This window comes from Rossellomorea sp. LJF3 (assembly GCF_037046045.1).
Classification (GTDB): Bacteria; Bacillota; Bacilli; order Bacillales; family Bacillaceae_B; genus Rossellomorea.
In genome coordinates this window covers 156,349-176,546 of record NZ_JBANLY010000005.1, presented here as the reverse complement: position 1 = coordinate 176,546, position 20,198 = coordinate 156,349, and the positions used below count along the sequence as shown (strand labels likewise).

At 45.2% G+C, this 20,198-nt stretch carries 19 protein-coding genes and 1 riboswitch; of the genes, 10 read left to right on the top strand and 9 right to left on the bottom strand.

Annotation, left to right across the window (positions count from 1 at the left end; genetic code table 11):
• Positions 1-58 precede the first annotated feature (58 nt).
• The gene (locus tag V8G47_RS07710) at positions 59-1,399 is read right to left on the bottom strand and encodes a DUF2254 domain-containing protein (RefSeq protein WP_336199595.1); all 1,341 of its coding nucleotides are present in this window, start codon (positions 1,397-1,399) and stop codon (positions 59-61) included.
• A 293-nt stretch (positions 1,400-1,692) separates the two neighbouring features.
• Positions 1,693-1,803: riboswitch (SAM riboswitch) on the top strand.
• A gap of 127 nt (positions 1,804-1,930) precedes the next feature.
• Here V8G47_RS07710 and V8G47_RS07705 point away from each other — a divergent pair.
• Positions 1,931-3,178: a homoserine dehydrogenase gene (locus V8G47_RS07705; protein ID WP_336199594.1), complete on the top strand. Its 1,248-nt coding sequence runs from the start codon at positions 1,931-1,933 to the stop codon at positions 3,176-3,178.
• A gap of 50 nt (positions 3,179-3,228) precedes the next feature.
• The gene (locus V8G47_RS07700) at positions 3,229-4,425 is read left to right on the top strand and encodes an aspartate kinase (RefSeq protein WP_336199593.1); all 1,197 of its coding nucleotides are present in this window, start codon (positions 3,229-3,231) and stop codon (positions 4,423-4,425) included.
• 39 nt (positions 4,426-4,464) lie between these two features.
• Here V8G47_RS07700 and V8G47_RS07695 read toward each other — a convergent pair whose 3' ends face one another.
• Together V8G47_RS07695 and V8G47_RS07690 are read right to left on the bottom strand one after the other, a co-directional pair.
• Positions 4,465-4,959, bottom strand: a complete 495-nt coding sequence (locus tag V8G47_RS07695) for a L,D-transpeptidase family protein (RefSeq protein ID WP_336199592.1) — start codon at positions 4,957-4,959, stop codon at positions 4,465-4,467.
• A 120-nt stretch (positions 4,960-5,079) separates the two neighbouring features.
• Entirely contained in the window at positions 5,080-5,718 is a 639-nt protein-coding gene (locus V8G47_RS07690; RefSeq protein ID WP_442970808.1) for a spore coat protein, read from the bottom strand.
• A gap of 139 nt (positions 5,719-5,857) precedes the next feature.
• Here V8G47_RS07690 and V8G47_RS07685 point away from each other — a divergent pair, with 139 nt between their 5' ends.
• Together V8G47_RS07685 and V8G47_RS07680 are read left to right on the top strand one after the other, a co-directional pair.
• Positions 5,858-6,487 (top strand): LysE family transporter, encoded by a 630-nt coding sequence (locus tag V8G47_RS07685; RefSeq protein WP_336199591.1) that lies wholly within the window; start codon positions 5,858-5,860, stop codon positions 6,485-6,487.
• Between the two features lie 64 nt (positions 6,488-6,551).
• Positions 6,552-7,289 (top strand): YqcI/YcgG family protein, encoded by a 738-nt coding sequence (locus V8G47_RS07680; RefSeq protein WP_336199590.1) that lies wholly within the window; start codon positions 6,552-6,554, stop codon positions 7,287-7,289.
• Positions 7,290-7,293: 4 nt separating this feature from the next.
• On the opposite strand, the gene V8G47_RS07675 is transcribed toward V8G47_RS07680, so the two are convergent.
• The gene (locus tag V8G47_RS07675; protein ID WP_336199589.1) at positions 7,294-8,604 is read right to left on the bottom strand and encodes an amino acid permease; all 1,311 of its coding nucleotides are present in this window, start codon (positions 8,602-8,604) and stop codon (positions 7,294-7,296) included.
• Between the two features lie 128 nt (positions 8,605-8,732).
• Between V8G47_RS07675 and V8G47_RS07670 the strand changes: the two genes are divergently transcribed.
• Positions 8,733-9,680, top strand: coding sequence for an arginine deiminase family protein (locus V8G47_RS07670; RefSeq protein WP_336199588.1), 948 nt, complete (start codon positions 8,733-8,735; stop codon positions 9,678-9,680).
• Positions 9,681-9,750: 70 nt separating this feature from the next.
• Here the strand turns inward: V8G47_RS07670 and V8G47_RS07665 are convergent, their stop codons facing one another.
• Together V8G47_RS07665 and V8G47_RS07660 are read right to left on the bottom strand one after the other, a co-directional pair.
• On the bottom strand, positions 9,751-10,839 hold the full coding sequence (locus V8G47_RS07665) for a GGDEF domain-containing protein (protein ID WP_336199587.1): 1,089 nt from the start codon (positions 10,837-10,839) through the stop codon (positions 9,751-9,753).
• 160 nt (positions 10,840-10,999) lie between these two features.
• Positions 11,000-12,643 (bottom strand): M4 family metallopeptidase, encoded by a 1,644-nt coding sequence (locus V8G47_RS07660; RefSeq protein ID WP_336199586.1) that lies wholly within the window; start codon positions 12,641-12,643, stop codon positions 11,000-11,002.
• 345 nt (positions 12,644-12,988) lie between these two features.
• Between V8G47_RS07660 and V8G47_RS07655 the strand changes: the two genes are divergently transcribed.
• Positions 12,989-13,879, top strand: coding sequence for a TIGR01777 family oxidoreductase (locus V8G47_RS07655; RefSeq protein ID WP_336199625.1), 891 nt, complete (start codon positions 12,989-12,991; stop codon positions 13,877-13,879).
• A 35-nt stretch (positions 13,880-13,914) separates the two neighbouring features.
• Here the strand turns inward: V8G47_RS07655 and V8G47_RS07650 are convergent, their stop codons facing one another.
• Positions 13,915-14,292: a winged helix-turn-helix transcriptional regulator gene (locus V8G47_RS07650; protein ID WP_336199585.1), complete on the bottom strand. Its 378-nt coding sequence runs from the start codon at positions 14,290-14,292 to the stop codon at positions 13,915-13,917.
• A 279-nt stretch (positions 14,293-14,571) separates the two neighbouring features.
• On the opposite strand from V8G47_RS07650, the gene V8G47_RS07645 reads away from it, so the two are divergent.
• A complete protein-coding gene (locus V8G47_RS07645) occupies positions 14,572-15,552 on the top strand; it encodes a zinc-binding dehydrogenase (protein WP_336199584.1) in 981 nt (326 codons plus the stop codon).
• Positions 15,553-15,594: 42 nt separating this feature from the next.
• Here V8G47_RS07645 and V8G47_RS07640 read toward each other — a convergent pair whose 3' ends face one another.
• Together V8G47_RS07640 and V8G47_RS07635 are read right to left on the bottom strand one after the other, a co-directional pair.
• Positions 15,595-16,353 carry a sugar phosphate isomerase/epimerase family protein gene (locus V8G47_RS07640; RefSeq protein ID WP_336199583.1) on the bottom strand — a complete coding sequence of 253 codons (759 nt, stop codon included), beginning with the start codon at positions 16,351-16,353 and terminating at the stop codon, positions 15,595-15,597.
• A gap of 10 nt (positions 16,354-16,363) precedes the next feature.
• Entirely contained in the window at positions 16,364-16,792 is a 429-nt protein-coding gene (locus V8G47_RS07635; protein WP_336199582.1) for a MarR family winged helix-turn-helix transcriptional regulator, read from the bottom strand.
• Between the two features lie 198 nt (positions 16,793-16,990).
• Between V8G47_RS07635 and V8G47_RS07630 the strand changes: the two genes are divergently transcribed.
• From V8G47_RS07630 to V8G47_RS07620, 3 genes are all read left to right on the top strand, one after another.
• A complete protein-coding gene (locus tag V8G47_RS07630; RefSeq protein ID WP_442970810.1) occupies positions 16,991-18,148 on the top strand; it encodes an MFS transporter in 1,158 nt (385 codons plus the stop codon).
• A gap of 117 nt (positions 18,149-18,265) precedes the next feature.
• A complete protein-coding gene (locus tag V8G47_RS07625) occupies positions 18,266-18,421 on the top strand; it encodes a DUF1540 domain-containing protein (protein WP_079532121.1) in 156 nt (51 codons plus the stop codon).
• A 226-nt stretch (positions 18,422-18,647) separates the two neighbouring features.
• Positions 18,648-20,102 (top strand): IS1182 family transposase, encoded by a 1,455-nt coding sequence (locus V8G47_RS07620; protein ID WP_336199580.1) that lies wholly within the window; start codon positions 18,648-18,650, stop codon positions 20,100-20,102.
• Positions 20,103-20,198: the final 96 nt, after the last annotated feature.

Here is a 20,198-nt window from a genome sequence, read left to right as displayed (position 1 = left end):
CATGATCGACATTATGCAAAGAAAAAACTTCCTCCCAGAAAGAAAGGGAAGAAGCTTTTTACGTATTTTCGTTGGCTGCCGGGTAGAATTTAGCTTTGATTTTCTCATACTCCCCAAGGTTGCGGGTAAGCCGTGCCAGCTTATGGACTTCTTGCAGGAGAAAGCTTTTATCCAGTTTATAGATGATCTCTCTTTCAATATGATCAATGGTATTACAGGCGAATTCCCACAGATCCTTATGCTTCGACGGTTGAATGGATTCAGCGAGAAGGGCCAGTGCCCCCACGATTTCCGTTATGATTAAATGATTGTCTTTAGCGTAGTGTCGAATATAACCGAATCCCCGGTAAAGGTAGTAGTCGAACGGCTCTGATTGAAGAATGACGCGAATCCTGTTGTGATGATCGATCAGATAGGGACTGAAGGATAATTGATCCTCCACCGTCAGCATCAGATCGGCCATTTGGTGGATGGTGTTAGAAGCGGTTTTGGGATCGTCATTCCCCAGTGATTTAATCGCCACTTCTGCAAGTTTGTGGATCCCCATCTGCAGATCCTGGATTTCGGTCTCTTTGTGACCCATCTCAATGAATGAAAGGTATGAATCAGTGGAGATATGGTCCGTTTCGGGCCCCCATATGCTCATCAGTTCATTCCCGGCGAGTACGAAATCCCCGACTTTGTAATGAAGCTGAAGGACAACATTTTCTTCGTGTGCACGTCGGATCATCCCCTGAAAATCGACCAATTGTATATATCCAGAGCCTCTGGAAGTCACGTGAATGATATTCCTTTTCTCTTCCTCCATGATATCCCCACTATCAGCGGTACGGTGAGCTTCCAAGTCCTTCTTCAGCGTCTGGTTGATCATCACTTCCGAAACCTGCTTCATATTGTACGTAATATTATGGACCTGCATCCACGTCGATGCATGGTTAATGAAAAAGATGAACGTAAGGGCTGACAGGAACGCCAGTGCGATCGTCATGACCGGGGCAGCGACAAACATTTCCTTCTTTGAACTTCCGATAAAAAGGAAAAGGAGGAGCACATAAACGAAACTTCCGTTGAAAATGCCGAGGGCGTGCTGCGTCTGTTTGTCCGAAATGAAATCCAATAGCATCCTGGGTGAAAACTGCCCGCTGAACATCGTCAGCACGACGAGCAGGGAATTGAGAGTAAAAGCACTGAGTGTCAAGATGCCCCCTATGAGCGTGCTGACCAGTATGCGGGTGACCGAAGCATCCATACTTAACATATCAAACGTATACTGTGACACTTCCAGATAGAGATCTAAATAGAGGGTAATGGCGACCATGAGCAAGGACAGGCATATGTATATAAAGGGCATATACCAAATGGTGAGCCGGATTTCATGCATGCGCTGCCGTTTTGACATGAGCAAATATTTTTGAATGGATAAGGGGAGGATCTTTTTCAACATGATCGAAACGTGTCCTTTCTAGTAAATGGATATGGGTTAGTTTTCCCTCTCTACCTCGGTTAAAACTTCCTTTAACCAAAAAGATTAATAGAAATAGGAGTATTCCAAACTAAACCCATCGGAAATGTCCCATCAGGTTTTAGTAGAAAGAATTTTTAAAAAATAACAAAAATTCTATTGACGAGGGAGTGAATCCCCTATATAATCCAATTCATACTCAAATATCAAGTGAAAACATAACGTTATATCTCTTATCAAGAGCGGCGGAGGGATAGGCCCGATGAAGCCCGGCAACCTGCAGGATCAGTCTGTAAAGGTGCCAATTCCTACAGATTCCAAGTGGATCTGGAAGATAAGGGGAGGAGCATGATCCATTAGCCCTCTTCTTACAAGAAGAGGGCTTTTCTGTATACCCTCTTTCTTTCCACCACGCCTTCAGAAAGGAATCGTATGTGCAGGTAAAACGGGAAAAAAGGAGGCTGAATGATGTCAGCGATAAATGTTGCGCTTCTGGGCTTTGGAACAGTTGGTCAAGGGGTCTATGAAGCCATTGATACTCATCAGGAAAGATTGAAAGAAGTACTCGGTAAAGAGGTGAAAATAAGGGCAATCCTCATCAAGGATCCCTCTAAGCAAAGGGAAATCGATCCGTCCATAAGGATTACGACCGATTATAAAGACATTCTCGACATACCTGACCTTCATGCGATCTTTGAAGCCATAGTAGGAGAAGAACCGACTTATACGTATGTAACACAAGCAATCGAGAAAGGGATTCACGTCATAACGGCCAATAAAGCCATGTTCGCAAAATACGGCCCCGAGCTTCTGAAGAAAGCTTCCAATAATGGGGTGTCCCTTGGTTTCGAAGCGACCACGGCTGGAGGGATCCCGGTCATCGGCACCATCCGTCAGCTCCTGAAGGTAAATGGAATCAGAAGCATTCAAGGAATATTGAATGGGACATCCAACTTCATTCTATCCCAAATGAGGAAAAAGGGGCTTTCCTTTGACACTGCTCTAAAGCAGGCTCAAGAGAAGGGATATGCCGAAGCGGATCCGACCAGCGACATAGAGGGATATGATGCCTTTTATAAGCTTCTGATTTTAAGTCAGACCGCCTTTGGCAGGCAGCCGGACTGGAAGGATATCAGGCGGAAAGGGATCACACACTTGACGGCTGAATGGCTGCAGGCAGCCGAGTCCTTCCGTTTGCGCTTTAAGCATGTGGGATCACTGGAACGGGACGGATTCAATCGCATCAAAGGGGGAGTGGAACCGATCCTTGTCCACGACAGCCATCCCTTTTACGGGGTGGAGGATGTGGAAAATGCGATTTCACTGAAAGGGAGTCTGGTAGGGAGGATCACACTGCTGGGTCCTGGAGCGGGGAAATTTCCGACGGGAAGTGCCATGGTGGAGGATTTTCTCTCCCTGATAGAGGGGAAATACACCGTTTCTCCTGAAAAGACGGTGACGAGCGAAGATACCCAAGGAGAAAGCATCAGGCAATGGGTCCTGCGCTTCAAGGAAAAGGAGGAGTATCAAAGCTGGATTACACCGTTCACCTTAAAGGACCGCATTCAGCTTGGAAATGACCTTTACGTCTTTGTCGAAGGAAGAAAAGAAGAATTGGATTCCCTTCTTCAATCACATGAACACATTCAGGCTGTATCGATTCTAAACGAAATTCCTCTTGAAAATGAAGTGAAGGAAGGAATAGCTGTTTCATGACGCATTTAGGGAAAGCAGAAAATAGATCTGATAGAAAGTAGGGGGATCACTTGGGTATCATTGTTCAGAAATTTGGTGGAACCTCTGTAGGTTCTACGGATCGCATGAAGCGGGTGGCCGGTCAAATCTTGAAGGAAAAAGAAAAGGGGAATGATGTCGTGGTTGTCGTATCCGCGATGGCCAATACGACGGACACCCTTGTGAAACTGGCGGGGGAACTTTCTGATTATCCCGGTAAAAGAGAAATGGATATGCTCCTCGCTACAGGGGAGCAGGTCACGATTTCCCTTCTGACCATGGCCCTTCACTACAGAGGGATGGAGGCCGTGTCCCTGACAGGTCGGCAGGCGGGGATCCGGACCGATGCAGTGTTCGGCAATGCAAAGATCTCTTCCATTGATACAGGGAGGATAAAAGAGGAGTTATCCGCTGGGCGAATCGTTGTGGTGGCCGGGTTTCAAGGGGTCACCGAAGAGGGGGAGCTCACCACTTTAGGCAGGGGTGGATCAGATACGTCGGCTGCTGCACTGGCTTCAGCCCTGAATGCGGATCGATGCGACATTTATACGGATGTGGATGGGGTGTATACCTCCGATCCGAGAGTGGTCCCCCGGGCTGCCAAGATCGATGGCCTGTCCTATACTGACATGCTCCGGTTTGCCATGATGGGAGCCAATGTCCTCCATCCGAGAGCGATTAAACACGCCAAGGAACATGGAGTACCTATGATCGTCCGTTCCAGTCTAAAAGAGGGGCGGGGAACCGTCATCAGCGGGAAAGTCCAAAGAAATGATAGCATCGTGGGAGTAGCCCTCCAGGAAGAGATCTCCGTCCTTACGATCCATGGCTGTGATGGAGGGGAATCCTTGATCCTTTATGATCTTGATTCCCACCATATCGAAACAGAAAGAATCAGACACCGACAAGGGCTGGTCCTTATCATCAAAGATCAGGATGTTCCCCAGGTGAAAAAAATCGTCAGGAAATATAACCAGGCTTACTCCCATTTTGACATTAGGGAAGATGTATCGAAGGTGTGTGTGATTGGAACTATCCAGTCTTCAGGGGAAGTAAAAGAAAAGGTCACGAATGTCTTCCATGATTACCATATAGGGAAGGTGTCCGTATGGGAATCATCAGTGGGACTGAGCGCCATTGTCGATCGCACCGATGTCGAAAAGGCTGCAAGAATCCTTCATATGCACTTCGGGTTGGATTATATCGAATCCAAAAGGGCGATTTTATAATGGGAAGAAGTGTATAGTTCGCTCTATACACTTTTTTCTTTATGGGGTGATGGATACCGGGGTCCCGATCGGTACGATGTTTGACAGCTCTTCCACGTCTTTATTGTACATCCGGATGCATCCTTTGGACACGGCATTTCCTATGGAAGCGGGGTTATTCGTCCCGTGGATCCCATAGCTTTCTTTGGATAAACTCATCCACATCGTGCCAAAGGGTCCCCCTGGGTCCGGTGCTTTATTGATGATGATGAATTCGCCAATGGGCGTTTCGAAAAGGATCCTTCCGACTGCAATGGGGAACTCTTTCACTTGAGAACCATCTTTAAATAATCGGAGAATCCGATTGTTGACAGACACTTGAATTCTGTACGGATTCCCGGTAGTATCGGGAATTCCGGGGATGGTGATCGTCTGTCCCGGGTATAGCTGATCCGGATCGATGCCGGGATTGGCTTTCAGGATGTCAGGCAGTGGGGTCCTGAAATCCCTTGATATCTGATTAAGAGTTTCTCCAGTCTTGACGGTGTGGATCATTGGTATCAGACCTCCTATTTTCACCTTATCATTCTATTCTATGGTGCCAGGGGAAAAGTGGTTCAATGAGGTCACATCAAGAAAGCCTGCATCCATGAAGATGCAGGCTGTGAATTAAGATCATTGAGGCAGGTTTTGCTGCGGGACAGTCGTATAGCTCTGCAGCATGAGGGTCATATCCTGCCCATTCAATTGAGGAACCTGATAATACCCGTGCTTATTTTGGTAAAGGAAAATTTCATAACTCATTTCAATGAAATTCGGTACACTGTCTGCAACAACTCGGCGCAGCACGGGGTTCGTCATCTCAAGAGCCGTCATGGCAAGGAGTGTGGCCAGTGATTTCGTCTGACCCAGCATATATGCGGACAAGCCCTTATCCGAAAGCTCCTGGACGGATTGATTCGGTTTTTTGGGTGCACCGGGTTTGATACCATAAGTGGTCGTATGGCTTTGGGTCATTTGGTATTGTTGCGTCGGGATGATGGGGTCCTGTCCGGTCGAGAAACTTCCTACAATGGTATTATACATAGTCGTCACGAAGTCGGTCTGGCGCTTGACGATATCCTTCAATTCCGGATCCTGAATGTGTTGATCATACATTTGATATTGATCCAGCATGCTGATGATCCCTGCGATGACTTCATGTGCATCAAATAGCTCATGCCCCCCATGGTTCTGACTTTGGGTGTTCATCATATTCGGTGGCATTTGAGCGCCGGGCTGCGGCCTCCCATTGGATTGACCTTGGTTATTCATACATATTCCTCCTCTATTGGCTTCGATGATTAGAATAACCCCTCAAAATAAAATTATGTATGCCTCATTGTGATTGGCCTAATACTTCCCCGCCTGTCCGAATACAATAGGGAGAAGTCAATTTGAAGGTGGTACGGTTATGAGTATATTTATTAGCTATATCGTTTTAGGGTTATCCCTTTCTGCCCCTATGGGACCGATCAATGCCGCTCAATTGGACAAGGGGATCCGCTTCGGTTTCATACATGCCTGGCTTGTTGGAGTCGGGGGGATGGTGGCGGACGGGATCTTTATGCTCCTGATTTATTTTGGACTGGCTCAATTCATTGATATACCGTTCATTAAATTAGGTTTATGGATCTTTGGCTTTTTTATTTTGACGTATACGGGGATTGAAAGCATACAAAAGTCGGGAACCCTCACATCCTCTTCACCTCAATCGCAGAATGAGTCGAAAGGGAAATCGTTCCGTACGGGTTTCTTTATGGCGATTTCAAATCCGTTAAGCATTTTGTTCTGGCTTGGAATTTATGGATCGATTCTTGCACAGACGTCCAGGTCATATGAATCCTCGCAGCTTTTCTTGTATAGTCTGGGGATATTCCTGGGCATCACCCTGTGGGATGTGACAATGGCTTTTGTCGCGACGGGGGCAAGGAAGCTGGTGAGTCCCCTCATCCTGAGGATCATTTCCATCGTATCGGGTATCGTCCTGATGGGATTTGGGATTTATTTCGGCGTAGAGGCCTGTCGTATATTGTTTGGTTAGACAGACACCCAATGGGCGCCCTCCTAATAGGATAGATGAGTAATCGTTAGGAGGGATCGGCTACATGTTATATACAAAAAGTTGGATCGATCAACACCTGGAGGAACTTACTCCCTGGCAGCAATCTGCCTATCTCCACTTCTCGGACCTGATGTGTGATGAAGAGCACCCGTATCCGTGCGTACCGGGTAAACAAGGCTTTCAAACAGATACTTTGCGCTTCGGTTTTGCAGAAGATCCGAGAAAGGATGAAGCGACGGATAAGCTGGTCTCTTTATTAAAGCAATACGGAGGTATTTCAAGGGATACAGGGAAGTATGCATCTCTTGTCGTGTTCTTTCAATCAGAGGATATCGAGGGTTCCGTTGAATCGTATCAACAGATTTTCTGGGACTTGTTAAATCGGGTACACAGACTCGATGATACCCCTTGGCCAGATGATATCGGAAAGGATCCCCATGATCATACTTGGGAGTTTTGCTTTGACGGGGAACCTTATTTTTCCTTCTGCGCGACTCCTGCTCACATCGTCCGAAAGAGTCGTCACTTTCCTTATTTTCTTCTCGCCTTTCAGCCCCGGTGGGTATTTGACGAAATCAATTCATCTACGACATTCGGTCAGAAATTAAAGAAGGTCATACGAAAGCGGCTCGTTGAATATGATGAGGTCGATCCTCATCCCAGCCTGAAATGGTACGGACAGGAAGACAATTATGAGTGGAAGCAATATTATCTCAGCGACGATGATTCTTCCATGAGCAAATGTCCCTTTTCCCATATGCATAAGAAGATCAAGAGTTAAGGCATCAGGCTTTAACTCTTTTTTCTTTTATGAAGGCAGCCACTGCAATCAAGAAGATGAATCCAAGACTGACAAAAAAACCGACTCGGCTCACTCCGTCAAGAAGAGTGCCGCTGATGGCAAACAGAATGAGAAGCAGGGCAATGAGAGATCTAGTCAGATCCCAGGCTGTCCGGCTCATAAGTTTATGAAAGGAAGCAAGAATGAAAAGCCACGTATAAAGAAGCATCAGCCCTGCAGCGGTTGTGATATATTCAAAGAGTTTATCCGGAAGCAGCATGGCGACGACAATGGATAGAGCAACGACGAGAGTAGTCAAGCCGAATGCGGGGAGCGGGACCTCCGTTTTTCCTTTTTTGGCGAAAATACGGGGGGCATCGCCTTCTTCGGCCAGAGCCACAAGCATCGTGGTGACGGCGTATAAAGAAGCGACCATGGTAGAAAACCCGGCAATGATCAACACGGCATTGAATAGGTGGGGGACCCACGGAATGCTGTACTGATCAAGGGCGGTCAAAAAGGGACTCTCATTAGGATTGATCCTGTTTAGCGGTACCAGCTTTAAGACGAGATAGAAGGAAAGTATATAAAGGACCGTCAAAATCAAAAGCATGATGTTCCCTGACTTCGGAGCATCCTTAGGATCCTTCAGTTCCCTGGCCATCAGACCCATCACTTCAATTCCCCCAAATCCATAGAAGGCAAAAAGAAGGGCGAGCCATAAGCCTTTCCCCTCATGAGGAAGAATTTCCTTTAAGGGGGAAGGAAGACCCCGCCCCGAAGACCCGTCCCCGAGCCAGCCAAACAAGGCGGCACCGGCAATGATAATGAACATGATGATGGCAGCGGCTTTCATCACTCCGAACACATTCTCCATTTGTTCCACTTTCCGGACTCCCATCAGGATGATGACCAACCCAAGGCAGGCAAATCCGGCTGTGAATATCCAAAGAGGGATCTGTGGGAACCAAAATTGAGCGAAGAGGGCGAGAGCGGTTAACTGGCTTCCCATGATCAACATTTCTGCCGACCAATACACCCATCCATTACTGAATCCTGCCCAGGAACCGTAAGCTTGTTTAGCATATGTCCGGAATGAACCTTTTTCCGGGTGCTGTGCCGTCAGTTTAGCAAGTGCCTGGAACACCATCCAAGTTCCGATCCCGGCAACTAAATAGGCAATGAGCACAGAGGCTCCCGCTTTTTGAATCGGAATGGCAGAGCCCAGGAAATAACCGGTTCCGATGATGCAGCCCACCCCGATGAAAGAGAGCTGCCACCACGTGAGATTTGTCTGATTCGTACATTTGCTCATATCTTTTCACCTGACCTTTATCCTTCATAGTTTGACGTTGAACCTTCTGAAATATGTGAATGGGCACGGAATGATTTTTTATGAGAAAGGAGAAAGTAAGGGAGAATGAAGTGGAGGAGGCTCAGCTGATGGAAAAGATTCATCCGAATTGCTGGAACGAACATGGAGAATTGAAGACGGTGATGGTATGCTCGCCTTCATCAGTGGATGTACCGGATCAAAGAACGGCGGATTATGTTGGGTGGGAGAAGCCGGTAAACCAGGAGAAAGCAAAGGAAAACCATGAAGAGATGAAGAGAGCCATGGAGAACGTGGGGGTAACGGTCATTGATTACTCCGATCACCTTACAGATGAGGTGGGGGACTTGAATCAACAGCTCATCAACCGTGTTTTTGTAAGGGATCTCGCCTGTGTGTACGGAAATACGGTGATTCCGGGTGATGCGGGCACGACGATGAGGGCCCCCGAGTATGTTCACAGTCATGAACTATTTCAAACCTGGTTCGATGAGAAGACGTTTTCCATTGGGGATAATAACCGATTGAAGGCATTGGAGAATGGGGATGTATTTGTGTTGAACAGGGACACTGTTTTCATTAATACAGGCCTTAGATCAAGCATCGAAAGCATAGAAGCATTGAAGGGGAGGATCTTTCAGGCGGGGTTTTCGGAAATCGGGATCATCGACTTACCCCGGACGGGTGAAACGATGCATTTGGATATGAATTGCAATGTTGCAGGGGGTAATCTCCTCATTGCCAAAAGCTATATGAGGCTGTTCCCTGTCCAGATCGTCTCTGAAAAGGGGGGACGGTACGTGATGATGGAGGAGTTCATCAAGCGTCAGGGTTTTGACGTATTATGGACAGATGACATAAAGCATACGGTCGCGGATATCAATTTTCTGAATCTGGACCCGGAAACCCTCTTGATCAGCACGAAGGCCAATAAGAGCATATTAAAGGATCATCCGTCTTTAAAAGGAAAGAGATTGATTGAAGTGGATGTGAATGAACTTGAAAAAGGCGGGGGCGGGATCAGGTGTATGACGCTGCCGTTTGAACGGAGGGAATAGCTGAAATATGGTTATTGACAGGATTCAACATCTTTTCCCAGGAAATGATGTTGAATCCTGTCGATTATGATCATGGAACGGCTTGAACCATGTTGAAATCGCAAACTTTATTCCGACCTGTACGCTTAGCGAGGTAGAGGGCTTTATCTGCTTGTTCAAAAATCTCTTCCCCCGCAGGTGAAACAGTATCCGGGTAGGTGGATACTCCAACGGATATCGTAATGTGTATCGACTGCTCTTCAGTAATCATAAAGGAGTGTCGTTCCACTGCTTCCCGAAGTCTTTCCGCAATGACCATCCCGTGGCTGTGTGGACAGTCGATCAAAAGGATACTGAATTCTTCCCCTCCATTTCTGGATACGATATCGAAAGACCTGGAATGGTGGGACAATACCTTTCCGAGTCCTTTTAGCACTTCATCCCCTGCGTGGTGACCAAACGTATCATTCACATTTTTGAAATGATCAATATCGATGAGCAGCAGGGACAGTTTTTCATGTCTTTCCTGGGCATGCTTCAAAGCTTGATTATAACTTGCATCGAATTGTCGGACGTTATTGAGACTGGTGAGGAAATCTTTCGTCGCGTTCTGTTCCAGTTGATGATATTGTTCATTTGAACGTTTGATCTGCTCGGCAATAAAATAAGCGATAAAGCCGACCAGGATAGAAGTAATCGTATGATAGGGAATGATCTTCAATGTATTCAAGAACCCCATGTTGTTTTGTAACGAGATGAATATGATCATCAGGGCGGCCAGGTTCAGAATCTGAATCTTTACTAATCTCCGGTAAGGGAGAAAGCTTAATACGCTGCAGGTGATCCCGGTAACCAACATACCCATTGCAGCCACAATCGCTTCCTGCGTTACACCGAACATGATTGTTCTGGCCACTGTGATGATGAAGGCTGAAAGAAGGGCAGGAATCCAGCCGATATAGACGGCTGTGGTCACGATGGCTAAATGCCTCAGGTCCACTATACTATTGTGATCCAAGGGAATGGCAAAATACATGAGAGCCAACCCAAGAACCCCGGAGAAGGATCCAATCAATACATTCATTGGAATCGGTGATTTCCGTGGATTTCTCAACACAATCCCGGCAAAATATAAAAAGGATATTAAGATACATACGTTGATGAATAAAAGCTCTAACATGTTCATCCCTCCTTCATAAAGGACCGACACTATGACATATTACCTATATTCATTATATCGGATGAAAGGGGAGGTTGGTGAAGTATTTTCTGAGATTCGTATAAAGGACAAAAAGCCGTCCCGGGTAGGACGGCTTTTTGTCTGCTAACTGGATAGGGTCTTAATAAACCCCGACAGCATCCCATGCTGCTTTAACGGAGTTGTAAGTGGAGCTTCCACTTCCGTACAGGTCAGCTGCTGATTGAAGAAGGGCGGCACGTGCATAACTGAAATTACTAGTTGGTGTTAAGTAAACAGTCAGTGCACGATAGTAGATTTTTTCTGCTTTGGCTTTCCCGATGCTTGAGATCGTGTTATAAGCCGCTTTATTCGGGATACCGGAGTTTGTATGAACACCACCGTTATCGGAAGAAGTGTTCACATAGTTATTCATATGTTCCGGTTGTCCGTATTTAGATGGGTTTGAAAGACTGCGCAGAGCATCTCCCGAGGTACCAGGGGTGTACACATCTTCACCCATCAGGTAATCGCCGGGATCCAAGAAGTATCCAAACACATCAGAGAATGATTCGTTCAGGGCCCCGGATTGATATTGATATTGTAATCCGGCAGTGCGTTCCGTCACGGCATGTGTCAGCTCATGGGCCACGACATCCAATGCGCCTGATAGGGAAGTGAAAGTAGATCCATCCCCGTCACCATAGACCATTTGGGAACCATTCCAGAAAGCGTTATTGTAATTGTACCCATAGTGGACAGTGGAACGGATGGTCGCTCCGTTGTTGTCGAAACTGTTTCGGTTATGTGTGTTTTTATAATAGTCATAGACTTTACCCGCATATGCATGGGCATCAACGTCAGCCGCCTGCGAATAAGCAGTCCATGAGTTATTGCTGTCAACGGAATAGTACCCTGGAAGACTTGATCCATTTTGAGCCGTAAAGGTTTCAATGACACCGTTCATAGGCTTCGTCACATCAAATAAGTAATAAGTTCCGTTTGAAGAATAAGTATTAAGCGTTTTATAGTCATCTAAAACCCCGTAACCGCTTCCAGTTGTCGCTGCATCTGTCACAGCATTGAAAGCTTCGACAATCGATCCGTCTTTGGCATCCACATAAATCTGCCAGTTCGCTCCATAAGGCTCGATGAATTGAAGTTGCACTTTATAAGCAAGCGTGAACTTTCCATCCTTCTCATGAATCACGAGATCATTTTTTTCAGTTGTGTTTTCAACTTTACTGTCTTTCTTCGCATCAATGGCGAACTCGTTTTGAGCACCTTTCAAGGTGTCGGCTTTTGATAGGCCGATATGCTTCCATGCAAGATCTGTCGCGGATTTTTGATTGATTTTTGATTTTGTCTTGGTTACTTTTTTAGAAGCTTCTTTAAAAAGCTGACCCGTCGTAGCGGTCACTTCATTGTTTTTATTTGTATGGACAATGAAGATGGCTCCTTCAACAGGAACACCGTCCACTGATTGAGTGAACCGATAGTGAGACATTCCAAGATCATCTGTCGTCTTTTCAAGTAATGTCAGTTCAGAATGTGGATCGATGGCGAATAGCTCTTTATTTTCCTTCAAGAACGCTTTCACGTCTTTGTCGTTCTTTACAATACCTTTTGATAGTTTCCCAGATAAGAAGCTCGGCCCTTTTTTATCTATGTTCATGACCTTTTGATGGATGTCCATTTTCGAAGTAATAGAATCTGATGACTGGGCGAATGCGGAAGCACCCGTAAAGGAGGCGCTGAATACAAGAGAAGTACCTAGTGCTAAACTGACTAATTTCTTTTTCGACATAATTACAATTTCCCCTTTTGATCATAGATTTTGGAAATAGCTATTTCTTTTGGCCCCGGCGGCTAATTAGTAGTCTAGTAAAAAAAAGGAAGCTTGACAATGAAAAAAATGGTAATTATCAGTAAATTTGAAATATTTAGTGTTTAATAATGTCGATATATACAAAATTAGAGGTGAATTTCTACCCTTATCTATGTCATTCGCAGAAAAATATTTTTCTAGGAATATTCCACTATTTTTTGTATAAAGGGGAAACAGACAAAAAATGGTTGAATTCGTTACAGAATTTGGTATAATTAATGTGAAATAATTCACATACTTACACAAAAGAAATGAGTGGATACCGTGGAAAAGAAAATCGTCATAGCAGGGGGAACTGGCTTCATCGGCCAGTATCTTCAGAAGAAATTTCTTGAGAACGGCGATAAAGTGATCATCATTTCAAGACAGACTCCCCATGTTTCCTGGGACCGGCCCGATGAAATCGTTCAGTCATTAGAGGGTGCGGATATGCTCATCAATCTTGCAGGGAAGTCAGTCGACTGTCGGTACAATGAAAAGAATAAAGCGGACATTTTCAAATCCAGGACGGACACGACGAATATATTGGGGAAGGCCATTTTACAATGTCAGAATCCACCTCCCTTATGGATCAATTCCAGTACGGCTACGATCTATCGACATGCAGAGGACCGGCCGATGACGGAGGAAGCCGGCGATATCGGCACAGGCTTTTCCGTTGAAGTGGCAAAAGAATGGGAGAAAGCATTCTTCTCCTTTTCGTTACCCGGGACGCGACAGGCAGCTTTACGGATCGCGATCGTCCTGGGGCCGGATGGCGGTGTGATGACACCGTACAAAAATCTGGTCCGATTTGGTCTCGGAGGGGTGCAGGGACCGGGTACCCAGAAATTTAGCTGGATCCATGTAGAAGACCTGTACCGGATCATTCTTTTTTTGAATGAAGAGAAGGAGTTAAGGGGAGTGTTCAACTGTTCCTCGCCAGATACAGTCACCAATCGTGAATTCATGGCTCACCTAAGGAACGTGATGAATAAGAAGATAGGGCTCCCGACCCCGAAATGGATGCTTGAAGCAGGTGCGGTGTTCATCAAAACGGAAACCGAACTGGTCCTGAAAAGCAGATGGGTCATCCCGGAACGGTTGGAGAAAGCAGGATTTGTCTTCCAATATGATACGCTTGAAAAGGCACTGGGTCAGATCCTGGCGGAATGACGAGATGAAAGGGCTTGTGACAAGTCCTTTTCGCCTTACTGATCATTCTCCATGAAATCATACGTCGTCCAGCAGCGGTTCATCCCGATCCCTTTCTGCTCGGCATATTCATCTCCCCATTTACACATCTCAAATAACGTGCCCTGGAGTTTCTTTCCCATCTCAGTCGTCGAATATTCGACTTTCGGCGGGACTTCCTGATAAACCGTCCGCTCGACCAGTCCGTGTTCTTCCAACTCCCTTAGCTGCTGGGTAAGCATCTTCTGGGTGATATTCGGCAGGGACCGCTTCAATTCATTGAATCTCTTTACACCTTCGTTCAAATTCCATAGTATAAGAACCTTCCATTTTCCTCCGATAACATCGATCACGAGGTCGATGGCGCATTGGTATTCGGTGTTGAGTTGTTTCATATGGGTACCTCCTGGTTTATTTGTGATGTTCATTTGTGGATTCAGCTGTTGAATATAGAAGTTTTTTCAGCAGGTGAATAATCAAAGTTATTCAGCAGTTGAAATACGGATGATATTCAGCAGCTGAACTCAAACCTATCCACCCGACGCAGGCACCTCCCAGGTTTCCAAACGGTAACCAGGATACTAAATAGTGCCTACTTGTTTATCTCATTTATAGTATATATTATATACCATGTAAGCAAAATAATCATAACGCTCTTTAAGGAGATGAATATAATGAAAGCTTTATTATTGAAAGATAAAGGTTTATGGAAAGATATGCAGGTGGAGGAAACCGAAACACCTTCACCGAAAAAGGGAGAACTTCTCGTAGAGGTCCATGCCGTCGGATTGAACCCCGTTGACTACAAGACAGCCACGAATGGGATGCCTGTCTGGTCCTATCCGCATATTCTCGGTTTGGATGTGGCGGGAGTGGTGGCACAAGTCGGTGAGGGAGTAACGGATTTTAAAGAAGGAGACCGTGTCGTTTACCACGGAGATTTCACGAAAAAAGGCGGATATGCAGAATACGCAATCATCACAGCACACACGGTTTCACGCATCCCTGACAGTGTTTCCTTTGAGGATGCTGCAGCCCTTCCGACTGCGGGTTATACGGCTTACCAGGCCATTCACCGTAAACTGCCCCTAGACAACGTCGATACGATTTTGATTCATGGCGGGGCCGGTGGAGTAGGCGGGTTTGGTGTACAGCTTGCGAAACTTGCAGGGAAGACCGTCATATCGACTGCGTCCCGTCACAATCATGACTATGTGAAATCACTTGGAGCAGACTATTGTATCGACTACCGGGAAGAAGATGTTACAGCGAAGGTGATGGAAATCACAGATGGACGTGGTGTTGACGCCGTCGTGGATGCGGTCAGCAGACAGAGTGCGACAGACTCCCTGGATGCCCTGGCCTATATGGGTCACATGGTGTACATCGCCGGTGCTCCTGATTTCACCAAAATCAAATTATTCACGAAAGTCGTTTCCTATCATGAAATCGCCCTTGCAGCGGCGCATCAAACGGAAGACTTCAAAGCCCAAAAGGATTTTGCGGTTATCGGGGATGAGATGCTGGACCTGTTGGAAAAAGGGAAGCTGGACGCCATGCTGAAGGAGACGGTGACACTTGAAGAAGTGCCGGAAGCCCTCAGCCGCTTATCCGAGCGCCACGTGAAAGGCAAGATTGTAGCGAAACTTAAATAATGTGAGAAAGGAGAGCCAATTTACCCGGCTCTCCTTTTTATCTCATCGAACTTGGTTATGTCGTAAGTACTCAAGACTTTTTCGAACGCTGTCGATTGGCGGGATCTTGGAGTCGTCCTGTTCGACAATCCACCAGTCCACATCGCTGTGCATACCGAATTCCAGGATAGGTTCCAGGTCCACTCCACCCGATCCAAGCTCCGCGAAAAATCGTTCGCCATCCGTTGTCATATCTTTTAAATGGACAAGGGGAGTCCGACCCTGGTAACGCTTCAGCCATTCAACAGGATTTTCCCCTGCATACGTCAACCAATAGATATCAAATTCAGCTTTGACCATATGGGGATTCGTTTCAGTCAGAATCGTTTCGAGAGCCGTTTTCCCGTTGGAAAGAGTCCTTAATTCGAAGTCATGGTGATGATAGCAGAGGGTGATACCCGCTTCAAAGCATTTTGCACCAATGGTGTTCAGGTCATCGATCAATCGGAAATAATCTTCCTCTGTTCGTTCTTCAGGGGGTAAATATGGGCACACGATGTAGGTACTGCCCAGCTCAAGCTGATCCTCGATCACCTGATCCACATTGCTCCTTAGATCAGATAAAGAAATATGACTGGAGACGGCACGAAGATTGAGCTTGCCTAATAAATCTTTCAGCTCTTTGACGGATAAACCTCCATAACCGGCAAGTTCTACCCCTTCATAGCCTAAATCAGCCACTTTTTGAAGAGTACCGATGTAATCCTTTTCCGCCTCGTTTCGCAATGTATACATCTGTAGGGCTACAGGAATTTCTTTCATACGCTCACTCCTATCCTTTGGTCATGTTCGCGTTGATTTGAGAAAGAACGCTCTTATATACTTCTAATTCCTCTTCTGAAATCCCTTTAAGAATCGTATCTTCATACAATTTCTCTATAAAGGGGGAAAGCTCTTCCTTCGCTTTCATTCCTTTTTCTGTGATGAAAATAAGAAAAGATCGTCTGTCTACTGCATTTTTCTGTTTGTAAATCAGTTCTTTCCTTTCCAGAATATCCAATATTCTGGTTACGGTCGGCTGGTCTTTTTCAGACCTCATGGCAAGCTGTTTTTGACTGATTCCATCCTTCTCGGCGAGTCTCTTCAAAACCGTCCACTGCTCAGGTGTCACATCGAAATCTTTCAGATGGAGGGTGAGGAATCGAATGATGTTTTTGACTGTGTGGCTCGTATATAAGCCGATGGATTCATCTCGGGACATTGTCACTGGTTTCACCTTCTACATGAGTTTCTTCCCTTTATCATACATGAAAACCGGAAGAAATTGAATTAATTGTCACAACAACTATATTTACAAATATACATGTTGTAGATATAATTAGTATAACAACTAATTGCGCGAAGGAGAATAATAGTGGAGCATTCAACAAAACAAAATATCTGGACACGGCCATTTTTTATGGCGTTACTGAATAATTTTTTTCTGTTTTTAGTTTTTTACTCATTGTTGACCATCCTGCCTCTGTATGTGCTTGATGAGTTACACGGAACAGAAGGTCAGGCAGGACTAGCTACAACGGTCTTCTTACTATCGGCGATCATTGTACGTCCCTTTTCGGGAAAAATCATTGAGCTGTTAGGGAAGAAAAGGACACTCATCCTCAGTGTTTTAATGTTCGGGATTTCCTCATTCATTTACTTTTGGGTAAATGGTTTTTATTTTTTGATGGGGCTCCGTTTTTTTCATGGAATCTGGTTTAGTATCGGTTCAACGGTCATGGTGGCAATTGCGGCAGACATGATCCCGGCAAACAGGAAGGGGGAGGGACTCGGTTACTTTGCCATGTCGATGAACCTGGCAGTTGTAGTAGGTCCATTTCTTTCCCTGGCCCTACTACAGTGGATTCCGTACACGACGTTGTTTATGGGTCTTGCATGGATCATTGTCATAGGCTTTCTTTGCTCATTTGGCATTCAGGTGACAGAGAACGATGTGGTGGAACAGGTAGTGAGCAGACGCCTGACCCTTAAGGACTTAATAGAAGTGAAGGCAATCCCGATTGCCTTGGTAGGGTTCCTGACCTCATTTGCTTACTCCGGCATCATGTCGTTTATCTCCGTTTATGCGAAGTCTGTCGGATTATTCGAATCCGTCAGTTTATTCTTCGTCGTATTTGCAGCTGCGATGCTGCTGTCTCGGCCATATACAGGGCGACTATTTGATCGGTCGGGACCCAACGCGGTCATCTACCCGTCCCTGGTCATCTTTGCCTTTGGACTGATTCTCTTGAGCTTCACTCATTCCGTCGTTTTCTTATTGATATCAGGAACGCTGATCGGACTCGGGTATGGTGCTTTGCTTCCAAGTTTCCAGACCATGTCGATACAGGCTGCACCGAAGAGGAGAACGGGGCATGCGACGGCTACGTTCTTCATTTTTTATGACCTTGGGATTGCGGTCGGGTCGTTTGTGCTGGGGCTTGTTTCATCGCAGCTCGGTTTTTCGGCTTTATATATCATCTGCAGTGGAGTGGTATTGGTCACAGTCGCGGCATATAAAATCGTGACGAAACGAAGAACAATGGCTGTACATCAAGAGGAAGCATTGGAGTTATAAAATGAACAGGGGCTTACCTTTCGGAGGTGAGTCCTTTTTTCATGATCAGGGGTCAATGTGAAGGTATGAACCTGAAACGAAACGTACACTCTAATGGTACAGGGGAGGTGTAAAACCATGGCACAAGACGTACTATGTGAAGTGAGCAACTGCAGGTACAACAGTGAAGGAAAGAAGTGTTCTGCAGACCAGATTTTCGTTGTCAGTCATAAAGGGAACAAAGCGCATAACAGCGAAGAAACGGACTGCAAAACATTCGAACCGGGTATGTAATAGGGGAGAAGGCAACCATAGGCGTGGTTGTCTTCTTATACAGTATTGATAATAATTCTCAATGTTATACAAAATCCCACCATTAAAGTAAAAAAACCCAGAGCCAATGACGAGGCCACTGAAAAAGTCCCTAATTCACTAAACAGCGTATCTTTCTTCGAGAAATCGAAGAAAGATACGCTGTTTTCTTGTAAAATGGAGGTACTACATAAAAGTGAGGGATTGGATGCTTGACCATCAGTTATCAATGAACGTAAGCCAATTTGAAGGATTGTATGATATTGTTGTGCCCAAAGATCATCTTCTACGAAAGATCAATCAACTCGTGGACTTCAGCTTCGTCTATGATGAATTAAAGGATAAATATTGTCATACCAATGGTCGGAATGCCATCCATCCCATTCGGATTTTTAAATATCTCCTTCTTAAAACCATCTACACTTTATCCGATGTTGACCTTATTGAAAGAACCAAGGTAGACATGTCGTTTAAGTTCTTTTTAGAAATGGCCCCTGAAGATGATGTAATTGATCCCAGCTTGTTGGCTTATTTTCGACGGAAACGTTTGAAAGATGAAGATTTATTGGACTTATTGATCATGAAAACAGTTGAAATCGCACTTGAAAAAGGGGTGATCAAATCCCAGTCTGTCATCTTAGACGCTACTCACACGAAAGCTCGATATAATCAGACCTCTCCCCAAGAAGTATTGCGTAATCAGTCAAAAAAGGTGAGGAAATTGGTGTATTCTATTGATGAAACCATGAAAGAAAAGTTCCCGAGTAAACCAACTGAGGACACGATTGAAGCCGAGTTGGATTACACACAAAAGCTTGTGGAAATCATGGAGAATGAGCCAAAGTTAACCGAAATCCCAAAAGTAAAAGAACCATTAAATCTACTCAAAGAAACTGTTGAAGATGATTTGGTCTATCTTCAAGAATCGGCAGATCCAGACGCTCGAATCGGCCATAAAACAGCAGATTCATCCTTTTTCGGATACAAAACACACTTAGCAATGGTCCAAGAGCGAATCATTACCGCCGCAACGATTACAACGGGTGAAAAAACAGATGGTAAAGAGTTACCAACGTTAGTAGAAAAAAGCAAAGAAGCAGGCATTGAGGTGAAAGAGGTCATTGGCGATGCAGCCTATTCAGGAAGCCAAAACCTCAAATATGCCAACGAACATGAATTTGAATTGATCTCCAAGCTGAACCCCCATGTATCTTATGGTGCTCGAAAAAAAGAAGAAAAATTTGAGTTCAATAAAGATGCAGGTATGTACTTTTGTCCTGCAGGGCATATGGCCGTAAGGAAGGCTCGCCAAGGGAAAAAGAACCAGTCTAAGAACCAAGTGAATACGTATTATTTTGACGTGGAGAAGTGTAAACGTTGCCCTTTACAAGAAGGGTGTTATAAATCTGGAGCCAAAACCAAATCTTACTCTGTCAGTATGAAATCAGAAGAACACACGAAACAAATCGAATTTCAAAATAGTGAACGATTTAAGGAGAGAGCAAAAGAACGGTACAAAATCGAAGCGAAAAATAGTGAACTGAAGCATAGACACGGATATGAGGTCGCCTCATCTTCGGGTCTCGAAGGCATGCGCATACAAGGAGCCATGGCCATATTTACCGCAAACTTAAAACGAATACTTAAGTTAATGGAACAATAGAAGGGGCAAAACCCCTTTTTCACTTAAAAAACGGCTCGTTTGGAAAAACTCATTCCAAACGAGCCGTTTTTTATTTAACTCTCTTTGAGAGGCGAT

Excerpts from the sequence above, each read along its gene's own strand:
- V8G47_RS07640 (WP_336199583.1), bottom strand. The coding sequence starts at position 16,353 with ATGAAAGAAATTCCTGTAGCCCTACAGATGTATACATTGCGAAACGAG.
- V8G47_RS07645 (WP_336199584.1), top strand. The coding sequence starts at position 14,572 with ATGAAAGCTTTATTATTGAAAGATAAAGGTTTATGGAAAGATATGCAG.
- V8G47_RS07695 (WP_336199592.1), bottom strand. The coding sequence starts at position 4,959 with ATGATCCACACCGTCAAGACTGGAGAAACTCTTAATCAGATATCAAGG.
- V8G47_RS07660 (WP_336199586.1), bottom strand. The coding sequence starts at position 12,643 with ATGTCGAAAAAGAAATTAGTCAGTTTAGCACTAGGTACTTCTCTTGTA.
- V8G47_RS07620 (WP_336199580.1), top strand. The coding sequence starts at position 18,648 with ATGCTTGACCATCAGTTATCAATGAACGTAAGCCAATTTGAAGGATTG.
- V8G47_RS07650 (WP_336199585.1), bottom strand. The coding sequence starts at position 14,292 with ATGAAACAACTCAACACCGAATACCAATGCGCCATCGACCTCGTGATC.
- V8G47_RS07670 (WP_336199588.1), top strand. The coding sequence starts at position 8,733 with ATGGAAAAGATTCATCCGAATTGCTGGAACGAACATGGAGAATTGAAG.
- V8G47_RS07630 (WP_442970810.1), top strand. The coding sequence starts at position 16,991 with ATGGCGTTACTGAATAATTTTTTTCTGTTTTTAGTTTTTTACTCATTG.
- V8G47_RS07675 (WP_336199589.1), bottom strand. The coding sequence starts at position 8,604 with ATGAGCAAATGTACGAATCAGACAAATCTCACGTGGTGGCAGCTCTCT.
- V8G47_RS07705 (WP_336199594.1), top strand. The coding sequence starts at position 1,931 with ATGTCAGCGATAAATGTTGCGCTTCTGGGCTTTGGAACAGTTGGTCAA.
- V8G47_RS07625 (WP_079532121.1), top strand. The coding sequence starts at position 18,266 with ATGGCACAAGACGTACTATGTGAAGTGAGCAACTGCAGGTACAACAGT.
- V8G47_RS07690 (WP_442970808.1), bottom strand. The coding sequence starts at position 5,718 with ATGAATAACCAAGGTCAATCCAATGGGAGGCCGCAGCCCGGCGCTCAA.
- V8G47_RS07680 (WP_336199590.1), top strand. The coding sequence starts at position 6,552 with ATGTTATATACAAAAAGTTGGATCGATCAACACCTGGAGGAACTTACT.
- V8G47_RS07710 (WP_336199595.1), bottom strand. The coding sequence starts at position 1,399 with ATGTCAAAACGGCAGCGCATGCATGAAATCCGGCTCACCATTTGGTAT.
- V8G47_RS07685 (WP_336199591.1), top strand. The coding sequence starts at position 5,858 with ATGAGTATATTTATTAGCTATATCGTTTTAGGGTTATCCCTTTCTGCC.
- V8G47_RS07665 (WP_336199587.1), bottom strand. The coding sequence starts at position 10,839 with ATGTTAGAGCTTTTATTCATCAACGTATGTATCTTAATATCCTTTTTA.
- V8G47_RS07635 (WP_336199582.1), bottom strand. The coding sequence starts at position 16,792 with ATGTCCCGAGATGAATCCATCGGCTTATATACGAGCCACACAGTCAAA.